The organism is Pseudomonas sp. COW5 (assembly GCF_026240005.1).
Taxonomy (GTDB): Bacteria; Pseudomonadota; Gammaproteobacteria; order Pseudomonadales; family Pseudomonadaceae; genus Aquipseudomonas; species Aquipseudomonas kribbensis.
The window spans coordinates 1,957,955-1,977,324 of the sequence record NZ_JAPHVP010000001.1 but is presented as its reverse complement, the minus strand read 5'-3'; the positions used below and the strand labels follow the sequence as shown (position 1 = coordinate 1,977,324).

Genomic DNA, 19,370 nt, shown 5'->3' with positions numbered 1-19,370 from the left:
GGCCAGTATTCTCAAGGGCTTGCGATGACTGTCCGGTCGCGCTAAAAACCGCGGGCCAGAAGAGTTTGAAACATTTTGGCGCAATTATTGCGTGCAGAATCTGGAACGCCCCGTTGGATTCTTTTTACGAGAAGGAACGCCAGACGGGCCGGACGCAATCGCTTTCCTCGCAAAGGTAGTTTCAATGAGCAGTACCCCAAGCTCCAATGGCCTCGAACAGGGGCTCAAACCGCGTCATGTGACCATGCTGTCGATCGCCGGTGTGATCGGTGCAGGTCTGTTCGTCGGCTCCGGCCACGCCATCGCTGCCGCCGGCCCGGCCGTGCTGCTGGCCTACGCCGCTGCCGGCATGCTGGTTGTGCTGGTCATGCGCATGCTCGGCGAAATGGCCGTTGCCTCGCCGGATACCGGCTCCTTCTCGACTTATGCCGACCGCGCCATCGGCCATTGGGCCGGTTTCACCATCGGCTGGCTCTACTGGTGGTTCTGGGTATTGGTGATCCCGCTGGAGGCCAACGCCGCCGCGACCATCCTGCACGCCTGGTTCCCGGGTGTGGAGATCTGGGCCTTCGCGCTGATCATCACCATGCTGCTGACCGTGACCAACCTGTTCAGCGTGAAAAACTACGGTGAGTTCGAATTCTGGTTCGCCCTGCTCAAAGTCGTGGCGATCATCGGTTTCATCATCCTGGGTGTGGCGGCTATTTTCGGTTTCCTGCCGAACAGCCAGGTGAGCGGCGTTTCGCACATCTTCGACACCCAGGGCTTCCTGCCAAACGGCCTGGGCGCTGTATTGGGCGCGATCCTGACCACCATGTTCTCCTTCATGGGTACCGAAATCGTAACCATCGCGGCCGCGGAATCGAAGAACCCGGGCAAGCAGATTTCCAAGGCCACCAACTCGGTGATCTGGCGGATCGGTCTGTTCTACCTCGTATCGATCTTCATCGTAGTGGCCCTGGTGCCATGGAACGATCCAGCGCTGGCCAGCCTCGGTTCCTACCAGACCGTGCTGGAACGCATGGGCATCCCTAACGCCAAGATGATCGTCGACATCGTGGTTCTGGTCGCTGTGACCAGCTGCCTGAACTCGGCGCTGTACACCTCTTCGCGCATGCTGTTCTCCCTCGGCAAGCGTGGCGATGCGCCTGCCATGGCAACCCGCACCAACAAGAGCGGCACCCCTTACTGGGCGGTGATGCTGTCCACTGGCGCGGCGTTCCTGTGCACCTTCGCCAACTACGTGGCTCCGGCTGCGGTGTTCGAGTTCCTGCTGGCCAGCTCCGGCGCCATCGCGCTGCTGGTGTACCTGGTGATCGCGGTTTCGCAGCTGCGCATGCGTAAACAACGCATGGCTCGCGGCGAGAAAATCGTCTTCAGCATGTGGCTGTTCCCGGGCCTGACCTACGCGGTGATCGTGTTCATCGTGGCCGCCCTGACCATCATGCTGTTCCAGGAAGCCCACCGCGTGGAAATCCTCGCGACCGGCCTGCTGAGTCTGGTGGTTGTCGCGACCGGCATGCTCGTGGCGCGTCGTCGCAAGGCAGAAAACCGTGGTGCGGTGGTGTTGAACTGATCCGTATCGCGTAATGCAAAACGGCCGCTGTCAGTGATGACAAGCGGCCGTTTTTGTTTGCGGGCTAGGTTTATTCGCTCTTTTCTTCCTGCGCTTCGAGCGACTGGCCGTAGGTGTCCAGTGCCTTCCCGAAGTCGGTGATGAACTGCGGCTCGCTCAGCCAGGCCTGGGCCGTCTCGCGATCCATGCCATCGGCCCACATGCGATAGTCGATCAGCATGTCGGCGGCCAGGTGAGTGGCAGCCATGCCTTCGTCGTCGGCGTTTTCCATGTCCAGCAGTTCAGGATGGTCGACGATGATGAACGCCAGTTCCCGCAGCAGGGTCAGCAGCATGTCGTCGCGGCTGACGGCTTCGGCGTCGCGCATCTTGCTGAACATCGCCAGGGTGTATTCCGGGATCGGTTCGGCCAGGTGACCGTGGTCATCGTCCAGGGCCAGAGGTTTGCGGCCGACCATGCGGATCTGCTTGGCTTTGGCCTTGGCGCGTTTGGCGCGTTTCTGCTGTTTGTTCAGGGATGCCATGGGAACTCAGTCTTTCTGTTGGGTTTGTGCGGCGATCGCGTCGGACGCGGCCACATAGTCTTTCTGGAATTCAGGCGACTCGATCCAGGCCAGGGCACCGGCTTCGTCGGTCTCGGTGGACCACTGGCGGTACTCGATCAGGGCGGCGAGGATGAAATCCATCGCGCCTTCTTCGCCTTCCTGCTCGTACACCAGCTCCAGCAGCGGGTCCTCGAGGAACGCGGTGCACATGGCCTGCTGGCTGATCTTCTCGGCGTCGATCATTTTCTTGAACAGTTCGGTCAGGTCTACCGACTCGAAATCGATGCGGTCGTCGTTCGGGTCCAGTTCGACCGGTGCCTCGGCGCGTTTGGTGCGGTTCTGCTTGGCCTTGGTCTTGGCCCGTGCGGCGCGTTTTTGCTGCTTGTTGGCGGAAGCCATGGTGTGTGTTCCGTGATGCGTTGGAGGGGACTCAACTGCGCGGCACTTTCCGCCCCGGTGTATCGGGGGCCAGTGCGCCGGTTTGCAGCCAGGTCAGCGCGATGGGCCATAGTGTGGCTTGGTATGCGCTGCGAAAAAAGGCGAAATGTCCGACTTCTTTTTCGCCGATGTCCTGCGGTTCGATTCGCAGGTGGGTCTTTTGCGCATTGCGGAAGTAATCGAGCAAGCGTTCGGTTGCCGGGATGGTTCCGTAAGGATCGTCGCTGATGCTGATCGCCAGAGTGTCTGCGTGGACGTTGCTGAAGGGCAGGTGACCAGTTTTTGCCAACATCGCCCGACCGCTCGGACGCCGTTCATACCGCGCGGCAGGCGTGCTCCAGTCGCGCACCACACCAGCGGGTGTGTCTTCCAGCCAACCAAGACGCTTGCCGGGGAAGTAACCGCAGAACAGCGTCAGCAGCGGCATCAGCAGATGCCATTTGCCGAACATGCGCCAGCGATGTTCCGGGGCGTAATCGCGCCAGTAGGCGAACTGAGCGCCGACGGTTACCAGTCGTCGGATCGCTGATCCGGAAGCGCCGAGCCCCGCCGCACAACCGCCAAAACTGTGCCCGACCACATCGATCGGCTGGCCGGTAAACTCCCGCTGAGCGCGATTGAGCATCGCCTCGAAATCCAGTGCTCCCCAATCCGTCCACGAAGCTTGTAAGCGCTTCATCGACGCTGGTCGCGACTCACCAATGCCCCGGTAGTCGAAGATGATCACATCGAAATTGTGCGCGAACAGGTAAGCGGCAAAACGCGAATAGTGGCGGCAACGCACCGAGGTGGCGGCGTTAATGATGACCACCGGGCGCTGTGGGTCAGGTGAAGCGCGGCGCCAGGTGAAGCCGCCAAGGGGATAACCATCGGCGGCGGGCTCGCGGAAGGGTTCGTCCTGAACGTCGCTTGTGAGGGCGACTCTGTCCTGAGCATTTTCCAGTGCGTGCGTCTCTTGAAAACCCATGGCTCTCGACCTTCGCGAAGTAGCTGCCAACGATAGTCTCGGCAGCTCTCGTGAACAATCCGTCAGTGTTTATTCACTCGACTGATTGCGCAGGCGCTCTTCGAGTTGAAGCTGTTCACGGTTCAATTCCGCTCGCAATTCATCTTCGCTCGGCAGCACCAGCTTATAGCTGCTGGCGAACAGTTGTTCATTGCCCTTGAGCATCGAGTAGTGCGCAACCGACTCGTTCTGTTGCGCACAGAGAATGATCCCGACTGTGGGCCCATCGGCCTCGCTGCGTTTGAGGTCGTCGTACATGCGGATGTACATGTCCATCTGCCCGACGTCCCGAGCACTGAGTTTGCCGCGCTTGAGGTCAATGATGACGAAACATTTGAGCAGATAGTTGTAGAACACCAGGTCGATGTAAAAATCATCGTCGCCCGCGCTGATCCGTTGCTGGCGACCGACAAAGGCGAAGCCCTTGCCCAGCTCGAGGAGAAACCCCTGGAGCTGATCGATCAAGGCCTGTTCCAGTTCGGACTCCTGAAGCTTGCCCGGTGATGGCAGGCCGAGAAACTCCAGAAGGACGGGATCGCGGATGAACTCCCGGGGATTGCTTTTCATCGCGGCGATGTTGGTCGCTGCCTCTGCATAGAGGTCGGTCCTGTCTCGGCTCATCAACAGACGTTCGTAGTAGAGCGTGTTGATCTGCCGATCCAGAGCGCGGCTGGACCAGTTTTGCGAGGCGGATTCGTTCATGTACCACTCGCGGGCCGTTTCGCTTTCGACCTGTATCAAGCGGCGGTAGTGGGTCCAGCTCAATTCGTGACGCAGTGCGTCACGAATTGGAAATGCTTGATAAAACAAGCGCATATAACGGAGGTTTGATGCATCGAAGCCCTTCCCGAAATCCTCGGTCAGTCGCTTGGCCAGCGTAGCCAGCAAATGCTTTCCATAACCCGCGCGCCGGGCCCCCTGTTGTTCAAACTCGACAATATGCCGCCCGATCTGCCAGCAGGTCTGGACCTGAATCGTATCGACCGTTCGCAGTACTTTTTGGCGTGCCTGACGTATCAGGTCACCAAGGTCGCCCAGCAACGAATCGAGTTTCGGATCTTGCGTATCAGCAGGTTCAAGTTGGCTCATCAGGTCTTCCGGCTCAGGAGAAACAGAAGCGAGAGCATGCCAATGACCCACGGCTTGGCGATGCCGGCCATGTCCGGTTCAACTGAAGGAAGGGTGAGCGGGTTCTGCGGGATCTGACCGAAGACGGCGATGATTGGGGAATACAACGCGTAGTCCTTTTCGCACCCAGGACAACTCCCAATCAATCTAAAACCAGCCCCGCATCGCAAAATCTAAACAGGAGTAACGATTGGGTTCTGCGAGAACCCGGGAGTACTCATCATGAAACGCGTCACTTCACTCATGTTGCCCGTCGCCGCGGTGGCGATTCTGATGTTCCCGCTCCTGGCGCAAGCCACGAGTGCCGAGCCTGTCGAAAGCGCCGGCGTGCAAGTCCAGCAGCAACAGCAGAACGGGATCAATTATCTGTCCGGCGGGATCGGCCTGGACGAGTCGCGGGCCATTCAACAGTCCGCTGGTTACAACTTGCACATGACCTTTGCGGTCGGTGCGCAAAATCTGTACACCTCGGACGTCGACCTGGTTGTGCAGAAAGCGACAGGACAGCCTGTTCTGAACCTGAACCAGATCGGGCCTCTGGTTTATGCACAGTTGCCTCCGGGCAAATACACCGTGGTCGCTACCCGCAATGGCGAGGTGCGCCGGGACGTTGCCAATGTCGGCAGCGGCGCAGCCAGTAATCTGGTGTTTCATTGGGACTGGCATCAATAGCGTCGGTAAGGACGGGATTTGCCCCGAATCCCGTCCTTCACGATCACTTGCGCAGTTTCAGGTAGATCCGTAATCCGAACAGCGAAACCGCCAGCAGCAACAGCGTGCCAAGGCTTTGCCATATCACTTCGAACCAGTATTTGTGCGGTTGCAGGTCGCGCAGCCAGGTGTTTCGTGGGCCTCTATTGTTCGTCGTGATCGAACCTGTGATCAGGCTGTCGATGATCATGTAGATCGACGCGCCAATGGCGAACGCGATCAGCAGTCCGACAAGCAGGGTCAGCCAGAATGAAGTCCGGCTCGGCCGATAAGGGGGTGGATGGGGCAGGGGGACACGGGTTCGTTTCTGGTTCATCGACGTGATGACCCTCTTCCGTAAGGGGGGAGCAAAGTATCGCGAATGGCGGCCTGCAAGAAGCGCGTAATCCAGCCGTCATCAAATCGCAGGCATAAAAAAACCCTGAATCTTGCGATTCAGGGTTTTCGGTATTTGGTGCCCAGAGACGGAATCGAACCGCCGACACGGGGATTTTCAATCCCCTGCTCTACCGACTGAGCTATCTGGGCAACGGGGCGCATTAAAAGGGTTTTTCGGATTTACGTCAACGACTTTTTTAAAATTTCTTAAATTAATTCCGTCGCTTACGATCCGACCCCCGATTTCCGCTGATTATTCCGCTGGCGGAACGTAGCCTTCGGCCTGGGCGTATTCCTCGCCGGAGAAGTACTTGTCCATTTCGCCCTGCAGATATTTGCGGTCTTCGGCGTTCATCATGTTCAGGCGTTTTTCGTTGATCAGCAGGGTCTGGTGTTTCTGCCAGTCGGCCCAGGCCTTGGCCGAGACGTGTTCGAAGATGTCCTGGCCCTTGGCGCCCGGGTACGGTGGGCGCTCCAGACCTTCGAGTTGTTCTTTGTACTTGCGGCACATTACGGTGCGGGTCATGTCGACTCTCCTGCATTCAAGACGGCGGCCGCGCGTTCGAGCAAGGTCTTGACCGGGGCGGCGAGGCCCAGGCGCGGCGGGGTGGCGAGGTTATACCAGAGCCAGTCGGCCTCGGCCACGTGACCGCCGGCTTCCTGTACCTGGACCAGCCAGGGTTCGATGGACAACTGGAAATGGCTGAACGTGTGGACGAGGCTCGGTAGCGCCTGCTGCTCGCCCAGTTCCAGCGAGTGCTGCGCGGCGAGGTGTTGCAGGTCGTCGAGGTCGTCGAGTTCCGGCAGGCTCCACAGACCGCCCCACAATCCGCTGGACGGGCGGCGGTAAAGCAGAATTGCGCCGTCCTCGTTGGCCAGCAATGGCATCAGCGTGCGTTTCTGCGGGTTGGCCTTGCGCGGCTTGGGGATCGGGTAACGCGTCTCCAGGCCAAGCATGTGCGCTTCGCAGCCCTTTTCCAGCGGGCATAACAGGCAGCTCGGTTTGCTGCGGGTGCAGAGCGTGGCGCCCAGATCCATCATCGCCTGGGTGTAGGCGTTGACCCGATCCTGCGGCGTGAAGCGCTCTGCGTTGGCCCACAGCTGTTTGGCGACCTTGGGCTCGCCCGGATAGCCTTCTTGTGCGGTAAAGCGCGCCAGCACCCGTTTGACGTTGCCGTCGAGGATCGGCGCGCGCAGGCCCATGCTGATGCTGGCAATCGCGCCGGCGGTGGACAGGCCGATGCCCGGCAAGTCCGTGAGCTTCTCGACATCGCGGGGAAACTCGCCGCCGTACTGGCTGACGACGATCTTTGCGGTTTTCTGCAGATTGCGTGCGCGGGTGTAGTAACCCAGGCCCGTCCACAGGTGCAGCACTTCGTCCTCCGGTGCTTCGGCCAAAGCCTCGACCGTCGGCAACGCGGCCATGAACCGGTCGAAGTAATTGAGCACGGTGCTGACCTGAGTCTGCTGCAACATGATCTCGGACACCCACACCCGATACGGGTTGATGTTCTGTTGCCAGGGCAAATCATGGCGGCCGTGGCGGTCGAACCATTCCAGCACCGCCGTGGAAAACTGCTCCGCTCTCATCGCTTGAACAGCCCCTTCAATGCGTTTTTCAGTTCCGGGCTGACTTTGTCGCCCAGTTTTTCGTCGATTTTTTCGCTGAGTTTGTCGCCGGCCATTTTGGTCGCGACCTGGCCCAGGCGCTCGTTATCCACGCGGCAGGCCTTGGCGCCCAGTTCCAGCGGGCCACGGCAGCGCAGCGGCCATTCAATGCCGACGAACTTCTCGCCGACCTGGCAGGCCGGATCCGGCATGGCGCTGGTGTCGCCTTCGACGATGATGCCGACGCGATAGTCCATGCCCAGCACTTTCAGGTCGATGTCGCCGTCACCGTTGACGGTCATGCCCGGGATCCGCACTTTCAGGTCCGGGTTGCTGGCCACGCCGTTGCGGAAGGTCAGGTTGCCCTTGAGCTCCTGGAACGGCGTGTCCTTGCCCCGCGGCTCGCCGCTCAGGGATTTGCGGTTGAGGGTGGCGATGCCTTTGCACAGTTGCTGTTCAAGGTTGGCGTTGAGCAACACGCCGTTGTTGATCACGAAACTGGCGTTGCCGTTGAGGGTGTCGATCAGCGCCTGTTGGCTGTTGCCGCTACCGGTGACGGTGCTGGTGAGGTTCACCAGGCCTTTGACCGGCGGGTTCTTGCCCTGGCTTTCGAGGATTTTTTCCACCGGCACGCGGTTGATCCGGGTTTGCAGATTCAGAAGCGGTGCATTCGGGCGTACGTCGAGGGTGCCCTTGGCTTCGAAGTCGCCGTTGTACAACTCGCCGCGCAGATTCTCCAGGGTCAGCAGGCCGCCCTGGCCGGTGGCTTTCAGTGCAGCGTTCTGGATCGGCAATTTGTCGAGGGTCAACTGGCCGAAGGTCAGGTCGGCGTTCACGTCCAGCTTGCTCAAGCGCTCCACAGGGAACAGGCGCTCGGTGCTCCAGGCGCTTTTGCTCGGCTTGTCCGGCAGAGGGGTGCTGCCGGCGCCGGCCATGGCATCGGCTTCGGTGCTGGCGACTTCGGTCTGACGCGCCTGGGTGGCGCTGGCGGCTTTTTCCGATTTCGGCGGCAGGTAGCGGTCGACGTTGAAGGTGTCGGCCTTGAGGATCGCCCGCAGCGATTGCTTGGCGAAATCTTCGACGGCGATGCGGCCGCTGAAGCTGCTGTCGTCGAGTTTCAGGTTGATGTTGTCCAGCGCCAGACTGGTCGGTGTGGCGGCGACACGGCTGACCAGCTCGACCTTGCTCAGGCTGCCTTCGGCCATGGCCGGCAGGGTCTGGCCGATGCTGTCGACGAACTTCGCCAGATCGAACTGGGCGATGGAAATCGCGCCGGTGATTTGCGGGGTCTTGTCCAGATCGTTGGCCTTCAGTTCACCCAGTGCGCGCAACTGGTTGGCGGAGATCTTGATCCCGGTCCATTCGGCGACGTTTGCAGCCTTGTCCAGCAACATCTGGCCCTGGGCAGAGAACGTCATGGCCTTGCCTTGCAGCGGATCGCCGGTCAGTTCGCCGGACAGCTTCAGGTCTTCGAACTTGTAGCGTTGCAGGGCGCGCTCGATGCGCAGCTCGCCATTCAGCTCGGTGCGCACCCGCAGCACGGGCTGATTGGTGCTGAGGAACGCGGTGGCTTTCAGCGGAATGTTGGTCGAATCGTGTACCGCACCGGTGCTCAACTGGATGCTTTCGGCGCTGAACTGCTTGCCGGTCTGCTCGTCGTTGTATTCAACCCGGGCGTTGTTGACGGTCAGGCTGTCGATGTCGAGGCGAATCGGCTGCGGCGGCTTTTCCGGCTGGGCAGGCATTTCGGCGACCGGTTCGCCGGCGGCCGCTGGCGGGGTGCTGCCCGGCGCAGGGGCGGCAGCCGGCAGCTTGCCAATGTCTTCCCAGTTGCCGTGGCCGTTCTTGTCGCGGTTCAGGCGCAGGTTCAGGCCTTCGACACGCACGTCGCTCATCTGCACTTCGCGGCGCAGCAGCGGCAGCACGCGTACCGACAGACCGAGCATCTGCAGATCGGCATACGGCTCGTCAGGCTTGATCAGGGTGGCGACGCTGGCCTCGTGCAGTTCCAGGCCAAGCCACGGAAACAGGCTCCAGCCGATATCGCCATTGAGCGTCAGCTCGATGTGGGCCTTGTCGCGGGCTATCTGGCGGATCTCGTTTTTGTAGTCGTTGGGATCGAAGAAGTGGGTCAGGGCGAAGCCCGCCGCCACAATGATCAGCAACAGCCCGAGAAGTACCAGACCCAGGATTTTGCCGAACGCTTTCATGGGCGAGTCCTTGTAGTTAGTCGAATTCGTAATTTAGCCGGGGAGTATAGCGCTGCCTGACCCCGTGCTGGTGCGGTGTCCTGAGGAGCCTCTTGAACCGCGGCGTGCAGCGCTTCGACAACGGTCGGCGGGAGGGTTCCCCGGTGATATGAGATCAGATGACTCGAAAAAGGTGATATCAGTTTGGTATTTCTGTCACGTGCAGATGGTAACCTTCGCCCGTTCGTCCGTCCCTCTGCGACTTTTGGTCGCGCTTCAAGGAGCTCCACCCACTAACACGGTCATGCCTGCGTGCATAAAGGCCGGGGGTGAGCAGTGGCTGACGAACACATACTAATAATTGGGGGATACACAATGAGCACGAGCATCACGGCGGACGGCCTCAGCGCCGCCCAGCCTGCGTTCCTGTCCAAGGAACGCATCATCGCCAAGCCCGGTTTCAACCGCTGGCTGGTCCCACCGGCCGCTCTGGCCATCCACTTGTGCATCGGCATGGCCTACGGTTTCTCGGTGTTCTGGCTGCCGCTGTCCAAGGCACTGGGCATCACCGCGCCGGTGGCTTGCGCGCCGGACATGGGCTTCATCGCACAGGTTTTCTCGTCGCAATGCGACTGGCCGATCTCCATGCTCGGCTGGATCTACACCCTGTTCTTCATCTTCCTCGGCTGCTCGGCAGCGATCTGGGGCGGCTGGCTCGAACACGCCGGGCCACGCAAGGCCGGCGTTGTATCGGCACTGTGCTGGTGCGGCGGTCTGCTGATTTCCGCGCTGGGTATCTATACCCACCAGATCTGGCTGATGTGGATCGGCTCCGGCGTGATCGGCGGTATCGGTCTGGGCCTGGGCTATATCTCGCCGGTCTCGACCCTGATCAAGTGGTTCCCGGACAAGCGCGGCATGGCCACCGGCATGGCGATCATGGGTTTTGGTGGCGGCGCGATGGTTGGCGCTCCACTGGCAACCGCACTGATGAGCCATTTCGCTTCGCCAACCGGCGTCGGCGTATGGCAGAGCTTCGTGGCCATGGCCGCGATCTACTTCGTGTTCATGATCGGTGGTGCACTGGCTTACCGCGTGCCGCCAACCGGCTGGAAGCCTGAAGGCTGGACCGCGCCGGCGAAGAAAGCCTCGAATGCGATGATCACCCACCGTCACGTTCACGTGAATGTGGCGTGGAAAACCCCGCAATTCCGTCTGGTGTGGCTGGTGCTGTGCCTGAACGTGTCCGCCGGTATCGGCATCCTCGGCATGGCTTCGCCACTGTTGCAGGAAGTGTTCGGCGGCAAGCTACTGGGCAATGATCTGCCGTTCGGTCAGCTCGACGCTGGTCAACTGGCCTCGATCGCGGCGATTGCGGCCGGTTTCACCGGTCTGCTGAGCCTGTTCAACATCGGCGGTCGGTTCTTCTGGGCATCGTTCTCGGACTACCTGGGCCGCAAGAACACTTACTTCGTGTTCTTCGCGCTGGGTTTTGCGCTGTATGCGCTGATCCCGAACCTCGGTCATCTGGGCAACGTGGCGCTGTTCGTGGCGGCGTTCTGCATCATCCTGTCGATGTACGGCGGTGGTTTTGCGACCGTTCCGGCGTATCTGGCCGACCTGTTCGGCACGCAAATGGTTGGCGCGATCCACGGTCGTCTGCTGACCGCCTGGGCCGCTGCTGGCGTGCTGGGTCCGGTGCTGGTGAACTACCTGCGTGAATATCAGTTGAGTATCGGTGTTGAACGCGCCGCTGCTTACGACATCACGCTGTACATCCTCGCCGGCCTGCTGGTGCTGGGTTTCCTGTGTAATCTGCTGGTGCGCCCGGTGGCGGACAAGTACTTCATGACCGACGCCGAACTGGCCGCCGAACAGGCGCTGGGCCACGACAAGGGTGCTGACAGCAGCACTGTGCTGGAGTGGAAAGCCGCGCCGGGCAGCAAGCCGCTGGCAATCGCTGCGTGGCTGGTGGTCGGGATTCCGTTGGCGTGGGGTGTGTGGGTGACCCTGCAGAAGACGGCGGTTCTGTTTCACTAAGTAAAACGCAGTAACCCTGTGGGAGCGGGCTTGCCCGCGAAAGCGTCTGGTCAGTCGACATCACTGTTGGCTGACCCACCGCTTTCGCGAGCAAGCCCGCTCCCACATTTGTTTCGGGCTGTCCGAAATGGCTTGTATGGACATGTCTATCCCCGACAGCACGGGCTTCTATCCGTCTGCCATATCACGACTCGTGTTTCTGTTTCGGCCCCGCGCCCCTATAATGGCTGCCTTTTTCGCCCAATGATTTTGCGGAGCTGGTGATGGCCGAACGTAAGGCGTCTGTCGAGCGCGACACTCTGGAAACCCAGATCAAAGCCTCGATCAACCTTGATGGCACCGGAAAGGCCCGATTCGATATCGGTGTTCCTTTTCTTGAGCACATGCTGGATCAGATCGCCCGTCACGGGTTGATCGACCTGGATATCCAATGCAAGGGCGATCTGCATATCGACGACCACCATACCGTGGAAGACGTCGGTATCACCCTCGGCCAGGCCTTCGCACAAGCCATCGGCGACAAGAAAGGCATCCGTCGCTACGGCCACGCCTACGTGCCGCTCGATGAAGCGCTGTCGCGCGTAGTGATCGACTTCTCCGGCCGTCCGGGCCTGCAGATGCACGTGCCGTACACCCGCGCCACCGTTGGTGGTTTCGATGTCGACCTGTTCCAGGAATTCTTCCAGGGCTTCGTCAACCACGCGCTGGTCAGCCTGCACATCGACAACCTGCGTGGCACCAACACCCACCACCAGATCGAAACCGTATTCAAGGCTTTCGGCCGCGCGCTGCGCATGGCCGTCGAGCTGGATGACCGCATGGCCGGCCAGATGCCTTCGACCAAGGGCGTGCTGTAATGCAGACGGTTGCAGTCATCGATTACGGCATGGGCAACCTGCACTCGGTGGCCAAGGCCCTCGAGCACGTCGGCGCCGGCAAGGTGCTGATCACCAGCGATGCGGACGTGATCCGCGAAGCCGACCGCGTGGTTTTCCCCGGCGTCGGCGCGATTCGCGATTGCATGGCGGAGATCCGTCGCCTCGGTTTCGACTCGCTGGTACGTGAAGTCAGCCAGGATCGCCCGTTCCTCGGCATCTGCGTCGGCATGCAAGCCTTGCTCGACACCAGCGAAGAGAACGACGGCGTCGATTGCATCGGCCTGTTCCCGGGCGCGGTGAAGTTCTTCGGCAAAGACCTGCATGAAGACGGCGAGCACCTGAAAGTCCCGCACATGGGCTGGAACGAAGTGAAGCAGTCGGTGGATCACCCGCTGTGGCACAACATTCCGGACCTGGCGCGTTTCTACTTCGTGCACAGCTACTACATCGCCGCCGGTAATCCGCGGCAGGTGGTCGGCAGCGGTCATTACGGTGTCGATTTCGCCGCAGCGCTGGCCGAAGGTTCGCGTTTCGCCGTGCAGTTCCACCCGGAGAAGAGCCATACCCATGGCCTGCAATTGCTGCAGAACTTCGCAGCGTGGGACGGTCGCTGGTAAATGGCCGCCAAGAAGAAACCGCCGATCCTGACCCTCACACCCGAGCAGGAAAGCGACGCCAACCGCAAGATCCAGCGGTTCATGGAGGATCGTTTCGAACTGGACCTGGGTTCGTTCGAGGCGGCGGAAATTCTTGAGCTGTTTACCCGCGAAATTGCTCCGCACTATTACAACAGGGCGATTTTCGATGTGCAGACCCAGCTCAAGGAGCGGTTTGAAAGCATCGAAAGCGACCTGTGGGCGCTCGAGAAAAACTGATTTCCGAGCCAAGCTGAACATTCAAATTTGAAGGTTTGCCAGATGCTGATTATTCCCGCTATCGATCTCAAAGACGGTGCCTGTGTACGTCTGCGCCAGGGCCGCATGGAAGATTCCACAGTGTTCTCCGATGACCCGGTGAGCATGGCTGCCAAGTGGGTGGAGGGCGGTTGCCGTCGTCTGCATCTGGTCGATCTGAACGGTGCTTTCGAAGGCCAGCCGGTCAACGGCGAAGTGGTGACTGCGATTGCCAAGCGCTACCCGACCCTGCCGATTCAGATCGGCGGCGGCATCCGTTCGCTGGAAACCATCGAGCACTACGTCAAGGCTGGCGTGAGCTACGTGATCATCGGCACCAAGGCTGTTAAAGAGCCGGCATTCGTCGCCGAAGCCTGTCGCGCATTCCCGGGCAAGATCATCGTCGGCCTCGACGCCAAGGACGGTTTTGTCGCCACCGACGGCTGGGCTGAAATCAGCAAAGTGCAGGTCATCGACCTGGCCAAGCAGTTCGAAGCCGACGGCGTGTCCTCGATCGTTTATACCGACATCGCCAAAGACGGCATGATGCAGGGCTGCAACGTACCGTTCACCGCTGCGCTCGCTGCTGCCACCAAAATCCCGGTAATCGCTTCCGGCGGCATTCACAACCTGGGTGACATCAAGGCGCTGCTCGACGCCAAGGCACCGGGCATCATCGGCGCAATCACTGGCCGGGCGATCTACGAAGGCACCCTCGACGTCGCCGAAGCGCAAGCTTTCTGCGATTCGTACCAAGGCTGAGGACTGACCATGGCGCTGGCCAAACGCATCATCCCTTGCCTGGACGTGGACAACGGCCGGGTCGTCAAAGGTGTGAAGTTCGAGAACATCCGTGACGCCGGCGACCCGGTTGAAATCGCCCGTCGCTACGACGAGCAGGGTGCCGACGAGATTACCTTTCTCGACATCACCGCCAGCGTCGATGGCCGTGACACCACGCTCCATACTGTCGAGCGCATGGCCAGCCAGGTGTTCATCCCGCTGACCGTCGGCGGTGGCGTGCGGACCGTGCAGGACATCCGCAACCTGCTCAATGCCGGTGCGGACAAGGTGTCGATCAACACCGCTGCCGTGTTCAACCCGGAGTTCGTCGGCGAAGCGGCGCAGCATTTCGGCTCGCAATGCATCGTCGTCGCCATCGACGCGAAGAAGGTGTCCGGCCCGGGCGAAACCCCGCGCTGGGAAATCTTCACCCACGGCGGTCGCAAGCCGACTGGCCTCGACGCGGTCGAGTGGGCAAAGAAAATGGAAGGCCTGGGTGCCGGTGAAATCCTCCTGACCAGCATGGATCAGGACGGCATGAAAAACGGCTTCGATCTCGGCGTGACCCGCGCCATCAGCGATGCGCTGGGCATTCCGGTGATCGCTTCCGGTGGCGTCGGCAACCTGCAGCATCTGGCCGATGGCATCCTCGAAGGTCACGCCAGTGCAGTACTGGCGGCAAGTATTTTCCACTTCGGCGAATACACCGTTCAGGAAGCCAAGGCCTACATGGCTAAACGCGGGATCGTAATGCGTTAAACCATACAGGCCAGTGGACAGCATGGCGTACCCGAGGCACTCTTGGGTACGCCATGGATTTCGGTAGCCCGACATGATCAAACGCCTGCTTCTCGCCCTCGCCAGTGCCTCCGTGTTGTTGATCAACACTGGCCACGCCGCAGAAAATCCCGACACCGATCTGGTGCTCCTCACCGAAAACTTCCCGCCGTACAACATGGCGAAGAACGGCAAGAATTTCGCCCAGGACGAAAACATCAACGGCATCGCCACGGACATCGTGCGCGAGATGTTCAAACGTGCCGGCATCACCTACAGCCTGACCCTGCGCTTCCCTTGGGAGCGGGTCTACAAGCTGGCCCTGGAGAACCCCGGTTACGGCGCGTTCGTCATGGCGCGCCTGCCGGATCGTGAGACGCTGTTCAAGTGGGTCGGCCCGATCGGCCCGGATGACTGGGTCATGCTGGCCAAGGCCGACAGCAAGATCACCCTCGAAACCCTGAACGATGCGCGCAAATACAAGATCGGCGCCTACAAGGGCGATGCCATTGCCGAGACCTTGGCCAAGCAGGGCCTGAAACCGATGGTGGTATTGCGCGATCAGGACAACGCCAAAAAGCTTGTCAGCGGCCAGATCGACCTGTGGGCCACCGGCGATCCTGCCGGGCGTTATCTGGCGCGGCAGGATGGCGTGACCGGACTGAAAACCGTGCTGCGCTTCAACAGCGCCGAGCTATATCTGGCACTGAACAAGGAAGTGCCGGACGAAGCCGTCGCCAAACTTCAGGCAGCGCTCGATCAGATGCGCAAGGACGGTGTGGTCGACGAGATCATGGGACGATATTTGTAACAATGGCCTCCTCACCCATCGGCTGCGAGACGGTATCGACATTGTTGCTTTCGCTGTCTGAACGGCTTTCGCTTGCTTGCGGTTCTTGCGCCAGTTGTGGAGTGAAAATCAGCGCGCTGTCGGTTTCCGGCGGATATTCGGTCAGGTAAAGACTTTCGTCATCGGTGTAACCGATGCTGACCGCCACTGGCGTACCATCCGCACGTTTCAGCGTGTAAAAGCTCTGTATTTGATAGATCGCCACGGCCTTGTTTTTGGCTGCCATGGCGACGATGTCCAATGGGCGAGAATCGTTCCAGCCGCTGGAGGATTTCTCGGAGTAAGTGAAGTCCTTGTACAAATGGGCCGAGAACCTAATGGGCCGGACGCCGCTCGACCCCTTCTCCGACCACGCCGTCGCAATTTCGATAGAGCTGAGGCGGCTGAAAATGTGCAGCATCTGTGCATTTTGAGCCCGGAGTGCTCGCCACTTGAAAGGTCGCGGTTGGTCACTGGTGTTGTGTCCATATCCCACCAGCACATATTGATCCGTCCGCTCCAGACGGTAGAAAGGGGATGTACGCAACTGCTCGCCTAGAGGCAAGTGATCGGTCACGGCGAACCAGGGGATTCGAACAGTTTGAGTGAGCTTGGAGGGTTCCAGTTCTGGAGGAACTTCATACCCCGATAGCTTCGGAGCCTCAGGGGCTGATGCTGAATGGCGAGGGATCTGCATCCGTAATGCGTAGGCGGTGGATGTCGCGGGTCTGGAGTGGCTCTGGGCACCGAAAAATGTCCCCGCAGCAAAGTAGATTTCACCTGCGGCAGCCTGCGGAGGATCAATGTTCCAGGCGCTGAAGTTCTGCCTGGCGCCACTGCCTTTGTCGTTCCAGATCAAATCGCCGATTTTTGTAGCGATGACCAGATCTTCCCGGACACAGCGAACCGCATTGAGTAATGGCTTGTCGAGACCGTTGGAGCAGACAAACCCCATGGCAACGTAGCCGCGGGGAGGGATCGGACGCCATACCGTGCAGTCGGCAGCGGCTCCGGAGTTGGAGTCTCTCCAGACTCTTTCATAGTCCGTGGGCGGACTGAGCGCCTTGCCTTGAGATGCATCATCAACAGGCGGCTCACCTTCGCATACGACGGCTACGACCCTGTTTCCGTTGACGTTGTCGTATCCGGTCACGGCCAGATCTCCCAGCGGGAAATACCCCGGCAGCAGATCGGGAGCGGGGGTTGGCCGCCAAAAACTTCCAACCGAGGAGCCGGAACCCCGGCTGTCCCAGATCCGGTGAAACTCGCTGGTGAAATTGATCAGCAGATTGCCGAACTTTATCGATTCCACTTGCCCGGCAGGCAAGGTGCGGCTGTTATCGGTAGTCATAGTCAGTCCTGAAGTTGAAAGGCGACTCGTGGAGTCGCTGACATTTGCAAGACTGACTATCCCGATTGGGCCAGGTCTTCTGGCGGTAACTATGTGTGGCGGTTGTTTCAGGGCATTTATCGGTAGACACCGTCTTTGCCATGAGCGGCCGTGGCGCGATTGCTGCGCACGCTGATCATCTGCTTGATGTCGATCCACTCGATGCCTTGAGCTTTCAGCTTCGGCAACTCCCGCTCCAGCACCGCCAGCGTCTGTGGATAAGGATGGCCAATCATCACCGCCGAACCCTGTTTGCGCGCCAGACTGATTGCTGTCTGCAACTGGGTGTAGATTGCCGCTTCGGTGCGCTCGTCATCGAGAAACACGTCCCGCGAAACACTCGCCAGATCGATCTTCTGCGCCTGTTGCGCGGCGACGGTCTGGGCGCTGGTGCGGCTGTCGACGAAGAACTTGTGACGGCGTTGCAGCTCCCCCATCAACCACGCCATCGCCACCGGTTGCGCCGTCATGCGGCTGCCCATGTGGTTGTTGATGCCGGCGGTGTAGGGGACCATTTTGAACGCGGCGTCGAGACGCTTCTCAAGCTCTTCGATAGGCAGTTCAGGGTGCCAGGCAAACGGGCCGGTGGCCGGGTCCATCGGCATGTGCAGGATCACGATCTTGCCGGCGCGATGGGCTTCGCGGGCGAATTCGGTGGCGTGCGGGGTGTCGGGCATGATTGCCGTGGTCACGGGCCCGGGCAGGGCCAGCACGCGGCGATCCCGGGGCAGGTTCTGCCCCAGGTCGTCGATGATCAGTGTCAGGTAGGCTTTTTGCGGTGTCGGTCTGGCAGGCTCCGCATGAGCAGCACCCGCCAGACAGCACAACAGGACAAAGATGAAACGCAAAGACATCCTCAACGGCCGGAAGTGATGCTCAGGCCTTTGAGCAGGCTCAGGGCCTGGGCCAACTGGTAATCGTCATCCTGCGGCATGGCTTTCGGCTTGCCGCCGGAGCCGGTCGGTTTGTCCGCGCCGCCGTTGCCGTTGCCCAGGTGACCCTGCAGGTCGGCTTCCTTGAAGTAATCGCCGTCCGCCTCGTTGGTGATCTTGGCCTTGCGCACTTCGATGTCCGGGACGATGCCCTGGGCCTGGATCGAGCGGCCGTTCGGCGTGAAGTACAGCGCGGTGGTGATCTTCAGCGCACGGTCGTTGTTCAGCGGCAGCACGGTCTGCACCGAGCCCTTGCCGAAACTGGTGGTGCCCATGACGACGGCGCGCTTCTGGTCTTGCAGAGCGCCGGCGACGATTTCCGAAGCCGAGGCACTGCCACCGTTGATCAGCACGACCATCGGCACGGCTTCGCTTTCGTCCTTGCCGGTGGCGGAGAAGCGCAACTCGGAGTTGGCGATCCGGCCCTTGGTGTAGACGATCAGGCCTTTGGTGATGAAGTGGTCCACCACTTCCACCGCTGCCTGCAGCACCCCGCCCGGGTTGTTGCGCAAATCGAGGATGATGCCGTTGAGCTTCTTGCCGTTGTCCTTGCGCAGCTTGGCCAGGGCCTTGGAGACTTCCTCGCCGGTCTTGACCTGGAACTGGGTGATGCGGATCAGGCCGTAACCCGACTCCAGCAGTTGCGCCTTGACGCTCTTCACCTGGATCACTGCGCGGGCCAGGGTCACGTCGAACGGCGTGCCACCGTCGCGGACCAGGGTCAGGGTGATTTTCTGGCCGATCTTGCCGCGCATCTTGTCCACGGCTTCGGTCATGGTCTGGCCGCGGGTCGGTGCACCGTTGATCTTGACGATGAAGTCACCGGCCTGGATGCCGGCCTTCGAGGCTGGCGTATCGTCGATTGGCGACACGACCTTGATGAAACCGTCTTCCGAGCCGACTTCAATACCCAGGCCGCCGAACTCACCGCTGGTGCTTTCCTGCAATTCGGTGAAATCTTCCGGGCCGAGGTACGCCGAGTGCGGGTCGAGGTTGCTGAGCATGCCCTTGATGGCGTTTTCCAGCAGGGTCTTGTCGTCCACCGGTTCGACATAGGCGGCTTTGATCCGGTCCATGACCTCGGCAAAGGTGCGCAGCTCTTCCAGCGGCAACGGGGCCTTGGAAGTCGCGGCAGTGCCTGCCGGAGCGACGGCCGGGGCCGGTTGAGCGGCGAACGCCAGAGGCGCGCCGATCACCAGGGCGATCGTCAGGGCCAGCGAGGTAAGGCGGGACAAATGCAGCATGTCGAACGAACTCCTGAATTAGGCGA

Annotated in this window: 20 protein-coding genes and 1 tRNA gene; 9 read left to right on the top strand and 12 right to left on the bottom strand. The window is 60.4% G+C overall.

The genetic code is table 11. The features are described 5' to 3' along the window. Window positions 1–184 precede the first annotated feature (184 nt). On the top strand, window positions 185–1,576 hold the full coding sequence (gene gabP, locus OQ248_RS08920) for a GABA permease (protein WP_265812621.1): 1,392 nt from the start codon (window positions 185–187) through the stop codon (window positions 1,574–1,576). Window positions 1,577–1,646: 70 nt separating this feature from the next. Here gabP and OQ248_RS08915 read toward each other — a convergent pair whose 3' ends face one another. The 4 genes from OQ248_RS08915 to OQ248_RS08900 form a co-directional block, all read right to left on the bottom strand. Beyond that, window positions 1,647–2,099 carry a hypothetical protein gene (locus tag OQ248_RS08915; RefSeq protein WP_248738638.1) on the bottom strand — a complete coding sequence of 151 codons (453 nt, stop codon included), beginning with the start codon at window positions 2,097–2,099 and terminating at the stop codon, window positions 1,647–1,649. Window positions 2,100–2,105: 6 nt separating this feature from the next. After that, window positions 2,106–2,519, bottom strand: a complete 414-nt coding sequence (locus tag OQ248_RS08910) for a hypothetical protein (protein ID WP_265812620.1) — start codon at window positions 2,517–2,519, stop codon at window positions 2,106–2,108. Between the two features lie 31 nt (window positions 2,520–2,550). Continuing rightward, window positions 2,551–3,525, bottom strand: a complete 975-nt coding sequence (locus tag OQ248_RS08905) for an alpha/beta fold hydrolase (protein ID WP_265812619.1) — start codon at window positions 3,523–3,525, stop codon at window positions 2,551–2,553. Window positions 3,526–3,594: 69 nt separating this feature from the next. Then, window positions 3,595–4,653: a PDDEXK nuclease domain-containing protein gene (locus tag OQ248_RS08900; RefSeq protein ID WP_265815075.1), complete on the bottom strand. Its 1,059-nt coding sequence runs from the start codon at window positions 4,651–4,653 to the stop codon at window positions 3,595–3,597. Window positions 4,654–4,914: 261 nt separating this feature from the next. Here OQ248_RS08900 and OQ248_RS08895 point away from each other — a divergent pair, with 261 nt between their 5' ends. Further along, entirely contained in the window at window positions 4,915–5,364 is a 450-nt protein-coding gene (locus OQ248_RS08895) for a carboxypeptidase regulatory-like domain-containing protein (RefSeq protein ID WP_265812618.1), read from the top strand. Between the two features lie 43 nt (window positions 5,365–5,407). Here OQ248_RS08895 and OQ248_RS08890 read toward each other — a convergent pair whose 3' ends face one another. The 5 genes from OQ248_RS08890 to OQ248_RS08870 all read right to left on the bottom strand — a co-directional run bounded on the left by OQ248_RS08890 (window position 5,408) and on the right by OQ248_RS08870 (window position 9,599). Further along, window positions 5,408–5,719 carry a hypothetical protein gene (locus OQ248_RS08890; protein WP_265812617.1) on the bottom strand — a complete coding sequence of 104 codons (312 nt, stop codon included), beginning with the start codon at window positions 5,717–5,719 and terminating at the stop codon, window positions 5,408–5,410. A 136-nt stretch (window positions 5,720–5,855) separates the two neighbouring features. Then, a tRNA-Phe gene (locus OQ248_RS08885) sits at window positions 5,856–5,931 on the bottom strand. Window positions 5,932–6,034: 103 nt separating this feature from the next. Further along, window positions 6,035–6,307, bottom strand: coding sequence for an oxidative damage protection protein (locus OQ248_RS08880; RefSeq protein ID WP_085712761.1), 273 nt, complete (start codon window positions 6,305–6,307; stop codon window positions 6,035–6,037). Next, complete coding sequence (gene mutY, locus OQ248_RS08875; protein ID WP_265812616.1) at window positions 6,304–7,371, bottom strand: A/G-specific adenine glycosylase; 1,068 nt, start codon at window positions 7,369–7,371, stop codon at window positions 6,304–6,306. The genes OQ248_RS08880 and mutY overlap by 4 nt, the downstream gene beginning before the upstream one ends. Next, window positions 7,368–9,599 (bottom strand): AsmA family protein, encoded by a 2,232-nt coding sequence (locus tag OQ248_RS08870; protein WP_265812615.1) that lies wholly within the window; start codon window positions 9,597–9,599, stop codon window positions 7,368–7,370. Before OQ248_RS08870 ends, mutY begins: the two co-directional genes overlap by 4 nt. Before the next feature lie 354 nt (window positions 9,600–9,953). Here OQ248_RS08870 and OQ248_RS08865 point away from each other — a divergent pair, with 354 nt between their 5' ends. From OQ248_RS08865 to OQ248_RS08835, 7 genes are all read left to right on the top strand, one after another. Continuing rightward, on the top strand, window positions 9,954–11,618 hold the full coding sequence (locus OQ248_RS08865) for an OFA family MFS transporter (RefSeq protein WP_085712763.1): 1,665 nt from the start codon (window positions 9,954–9,956) through the stop codon (window positions 11,616–11,618). 263 nt (window positions 11,619–11,881) lie between these two features. Continuing rightward, window positions 11,882–12,475 (top strand): imidazoleglycerol-phosphate dehydratase HisB, encoded by a 594-nt coding sequence (gene hisB, locus OQ248_RS08860; RefSeq protein WP_085712764.1) that lies wholly within the window; start codon window positions 11,882–11,884, stop codon window positions 12,473–12,475. Beyond that, complete coding sequence (gene hisH / locus OQ248_RS08855; protein ID WP_085712765.1) at window positions 12,475–13,113, top strand: imidazole glycerol phosphate synthase subunit HisH; 639 nt, start codon at window positions 12,475–12,477, stop codon at window positions 13,111–13,113. The genes hisB and hisH overlap by 1 nt, the downstream gene beginning before the upstream one ends. Further along, the gene (locus tag OQ248_RS08850) at window positions 13,114–13,371 is read left to right on the top strand and encodes a DUF2164 domain-containing protein (RefSeq protein WP_248744177.1); all 258 of its coding nucleotides are present in this window, start codon (window positions 13,114–13,116) and stop codon (window positions 13,369–13,371) included. 42 nt (window positions 13,372–13,413) lie between these two features. Further along, on the top strand, window positions 13,414–14,151 hold the full coding sequence (gene hisA, locus OQ248_RS08845; RefSeq protein ID WP_265812614.1) for a 1-(5-phosphoribosyl)-5-[(5-phosphoribosylamino)methylideneamino]imidazole-4-carboxamide isomerase: 738 nt from the start codon (window positions 13,414–13,416) through the stop codon (window positions 14,149–14,151). A 9-nt stretch (window positions 14,152–14,160) separates the two neighbouring features. Further along, window positions 14,161–14,931 carry an imidazole glycerol phosphate synthase subunit HisF gene (gene hisF / locus OQ248_RS08840; RefSeq protein WP_007909211.1) on the top strand — a complete coding sequence of 257 codons (771 nt, stop codon included), beginning with the start codon at window positions 14,161–14,163 and terminating at the stop codon, window positions 14,929–14,931. A gap of 73 nt (window positions 14,932–15,004) precedes the next feature. Next, complete coding sequence (locus OQ248_RS08835; RefSeq protein WP_265812613.1) at window positions 15,005–15,760, top strand: ABC transporter substrate-binding protein; 756 nt, start codon at window positions 15,005–15,007, stop codon at window positions 15,758–15,760. Here OQ248_RS08835 and OQ248_RS08830 read toward each other — a convergent pair. The 3 genes from OQ248_RS08830 to OQ248_RS08820 form a co-directional block, all read right to left on the bottom strand. Continuing rightward, window positions 15,741–17,129, bottom strand: a complete 1,389-nt coding sequence (locus OQ248_RS08830; protein ID WP_265812612.1) for a Vps62-related protein — start codon at window positions 17,127–17,129, stop codon at window positions 15,741–15,743. The two genes, OQ248_RS08835 and OQ248_RS08830, sit on opposite strands and share 20 nt — an antisense overlap. Window positions 17,130–17,245: 116 nt before the next feature. Further along, on the bottom strand, window positions 17,246–18,022 hold the full coding sequence (locus OQ248_RS08825; protein WP_265812611.1) for a divergent polysaccharide deacetylase family protein: 777 nt from the start codon (window positions 18,020–18,022) through the stop codon (window positions 17,246–17,248). Window positions 18,023–18,024: 2 nt separating this feature from the next. Further along, window positions 18,025–19,344 carry a S41 family peptidase gene (locus tag OQ248_RS08820; RefSeq protein WP_085712771.1) on the bottom strand — a complete coding sequence of 440 codons (1,320 nt, stop codon included), beginning with the start codon at window positions 19,342–19,344 and terminating at the stop codon, window positions 18,025–18,027. Between the last annotated feature and the right edge of the window lie 26 nt (window positions 19,345–19,370).

Bases quoted from the DNA above. Each gene is read 5' to 3' on its own strand.
- gabP (WP_265812621.1), top strand. From the start codon at position 185: ATGAGCAGTACCCCAAGCTCCAATGGCCTCGAACAGGGGCTCAAACCG.
- OQ248_RS08915 (WP_248738638.1), bottom strand. From the start codon at position 2,099: ATGGCATCCCTGAACAAACAGCAGAAACGCGCCAAACGCGCCAAGGCC.
- OQ248_RS08910 (WP_265812620.1), bottom strand. From the start codon at position 2,519: ATGGCTTCCGCCAACAAGCAGCAAAAACGCGCCGCACGGGCCAAGACC.
- OQ248_RS08905 (WP_265812619.1), bottom strand. From the start codon at position 3,525: ATGGGTTTTCAAGAGACGCACGCACTGGAAAATGCTCAGGACAGAGTC.
- OQ248_RS08900 (WP_265815075.1), bottom strand. From the start codon at position 4,653: ATGAGCCAACTTGAACCTGCTGATACGCAAGATCCGAAACTCGATTCG.
- OQ248_RS08895 (WP_265812618.1), top strand. From the start codon at position 4,915: ATGAAACGCGTCACTTCACTCATGTTGCCCGTCGCCGCGGTGGCGATT.
- OQ248_RS08890 (WP_265812617.1), bottom strand. From the start codon at position 5,719: ATGAACCAGAAACGAACCCGTGTCCCCCTGCCCCATCCACCCCCTTAT.
- OQ248_RS08880 (WP_085712761.1), bottom strand. From the start codon at position 6,307: ATGACCCGCACCGTAATGTGCCGCAAGTACAAAGAACAACTCGAAGGT.
- mutY (WP_265812616.1), bottom strand. From the start codon at position 7,371: ATGAGAGCGGAGCAGTTTTCCACGGCGGTGCTGGAATGGTTCGACCGC.
- OQ248_RS08870 (WP_265812615.1), bottom strand. From the start codon at position 9,599: ATGAAAGCGTTCGGCAAAATCCTGGGTCTGGTACTTCTCGGGCTGTTG.
- OQ248_RS08865 (WP_085712763.1), top strand. From the start codon at position 9,954: ATGAGCACGAGCATCACGGCGGACGGCCTCAGCGCCGCCCAGCCTGCG.
- hisB (WP_085712764.1), top strand. From the start codon at position 11,882: ATGGCCGAACGTAAGGCGTCTGTCGAGCGCGACACTCTGGAAACCCAG.
- hisH (WP_085712765.1), top strand. From the start codon at position 12,475: ATGCAGACGGTTGCAGTCATCGATTACGGCATGGGCAACCTGCACTCG.
- OQ248_RS08850 (WP_248744177.1), top strand. From the start codon at position 13,114: ATGGCCGCCAAGAAGAAACCGCCGATCCTGACCCTCACACCCGAGCAG.
- hisA (WP_265812614.1), top strand. From the start codon at position 13,414: ATGCTGATTATTCCCGCTATCGATCTCAAAGACGGTGCCTGTGTACGT.
- hisF (WP_007909211.1), top strand. From the start codon at position 14,161: ATGGCGCTGGCCAAACGCATCATCCCTTGCCTGGACGTGGACAACGGC.
- OQ248_RS08835 (WP_265812613.1), top strand. From the start codon at position 15,005: ATGATCAAACGCCTGCTTCTCGCCCTCGCCAGTGCCTCCGTGTTGTTG.
- OQ248_RS08830 (WP_265812612.1), bottom strand. From the start codon at position 17,129: ATGACTACCGATAACAGCCGCACCTTGCCTGCCGGGCAAGTGGAATCG.
- OQ248_RS08825 (WP_265812611.1), bottom strand. From the start codon at position 18,022: ATGTCTTTGCGTTTCATCTTTGTCCTGTTGTGCTGTCTGGCGGGTGCT.
- OQ248_RS08820 (WP_085712771.1), bottom strand. From the start codon at position 19,344: ATGCTGCATTTGTCCCGCCTTACCTCGCTGGCCCTGACGATCGCCCTG.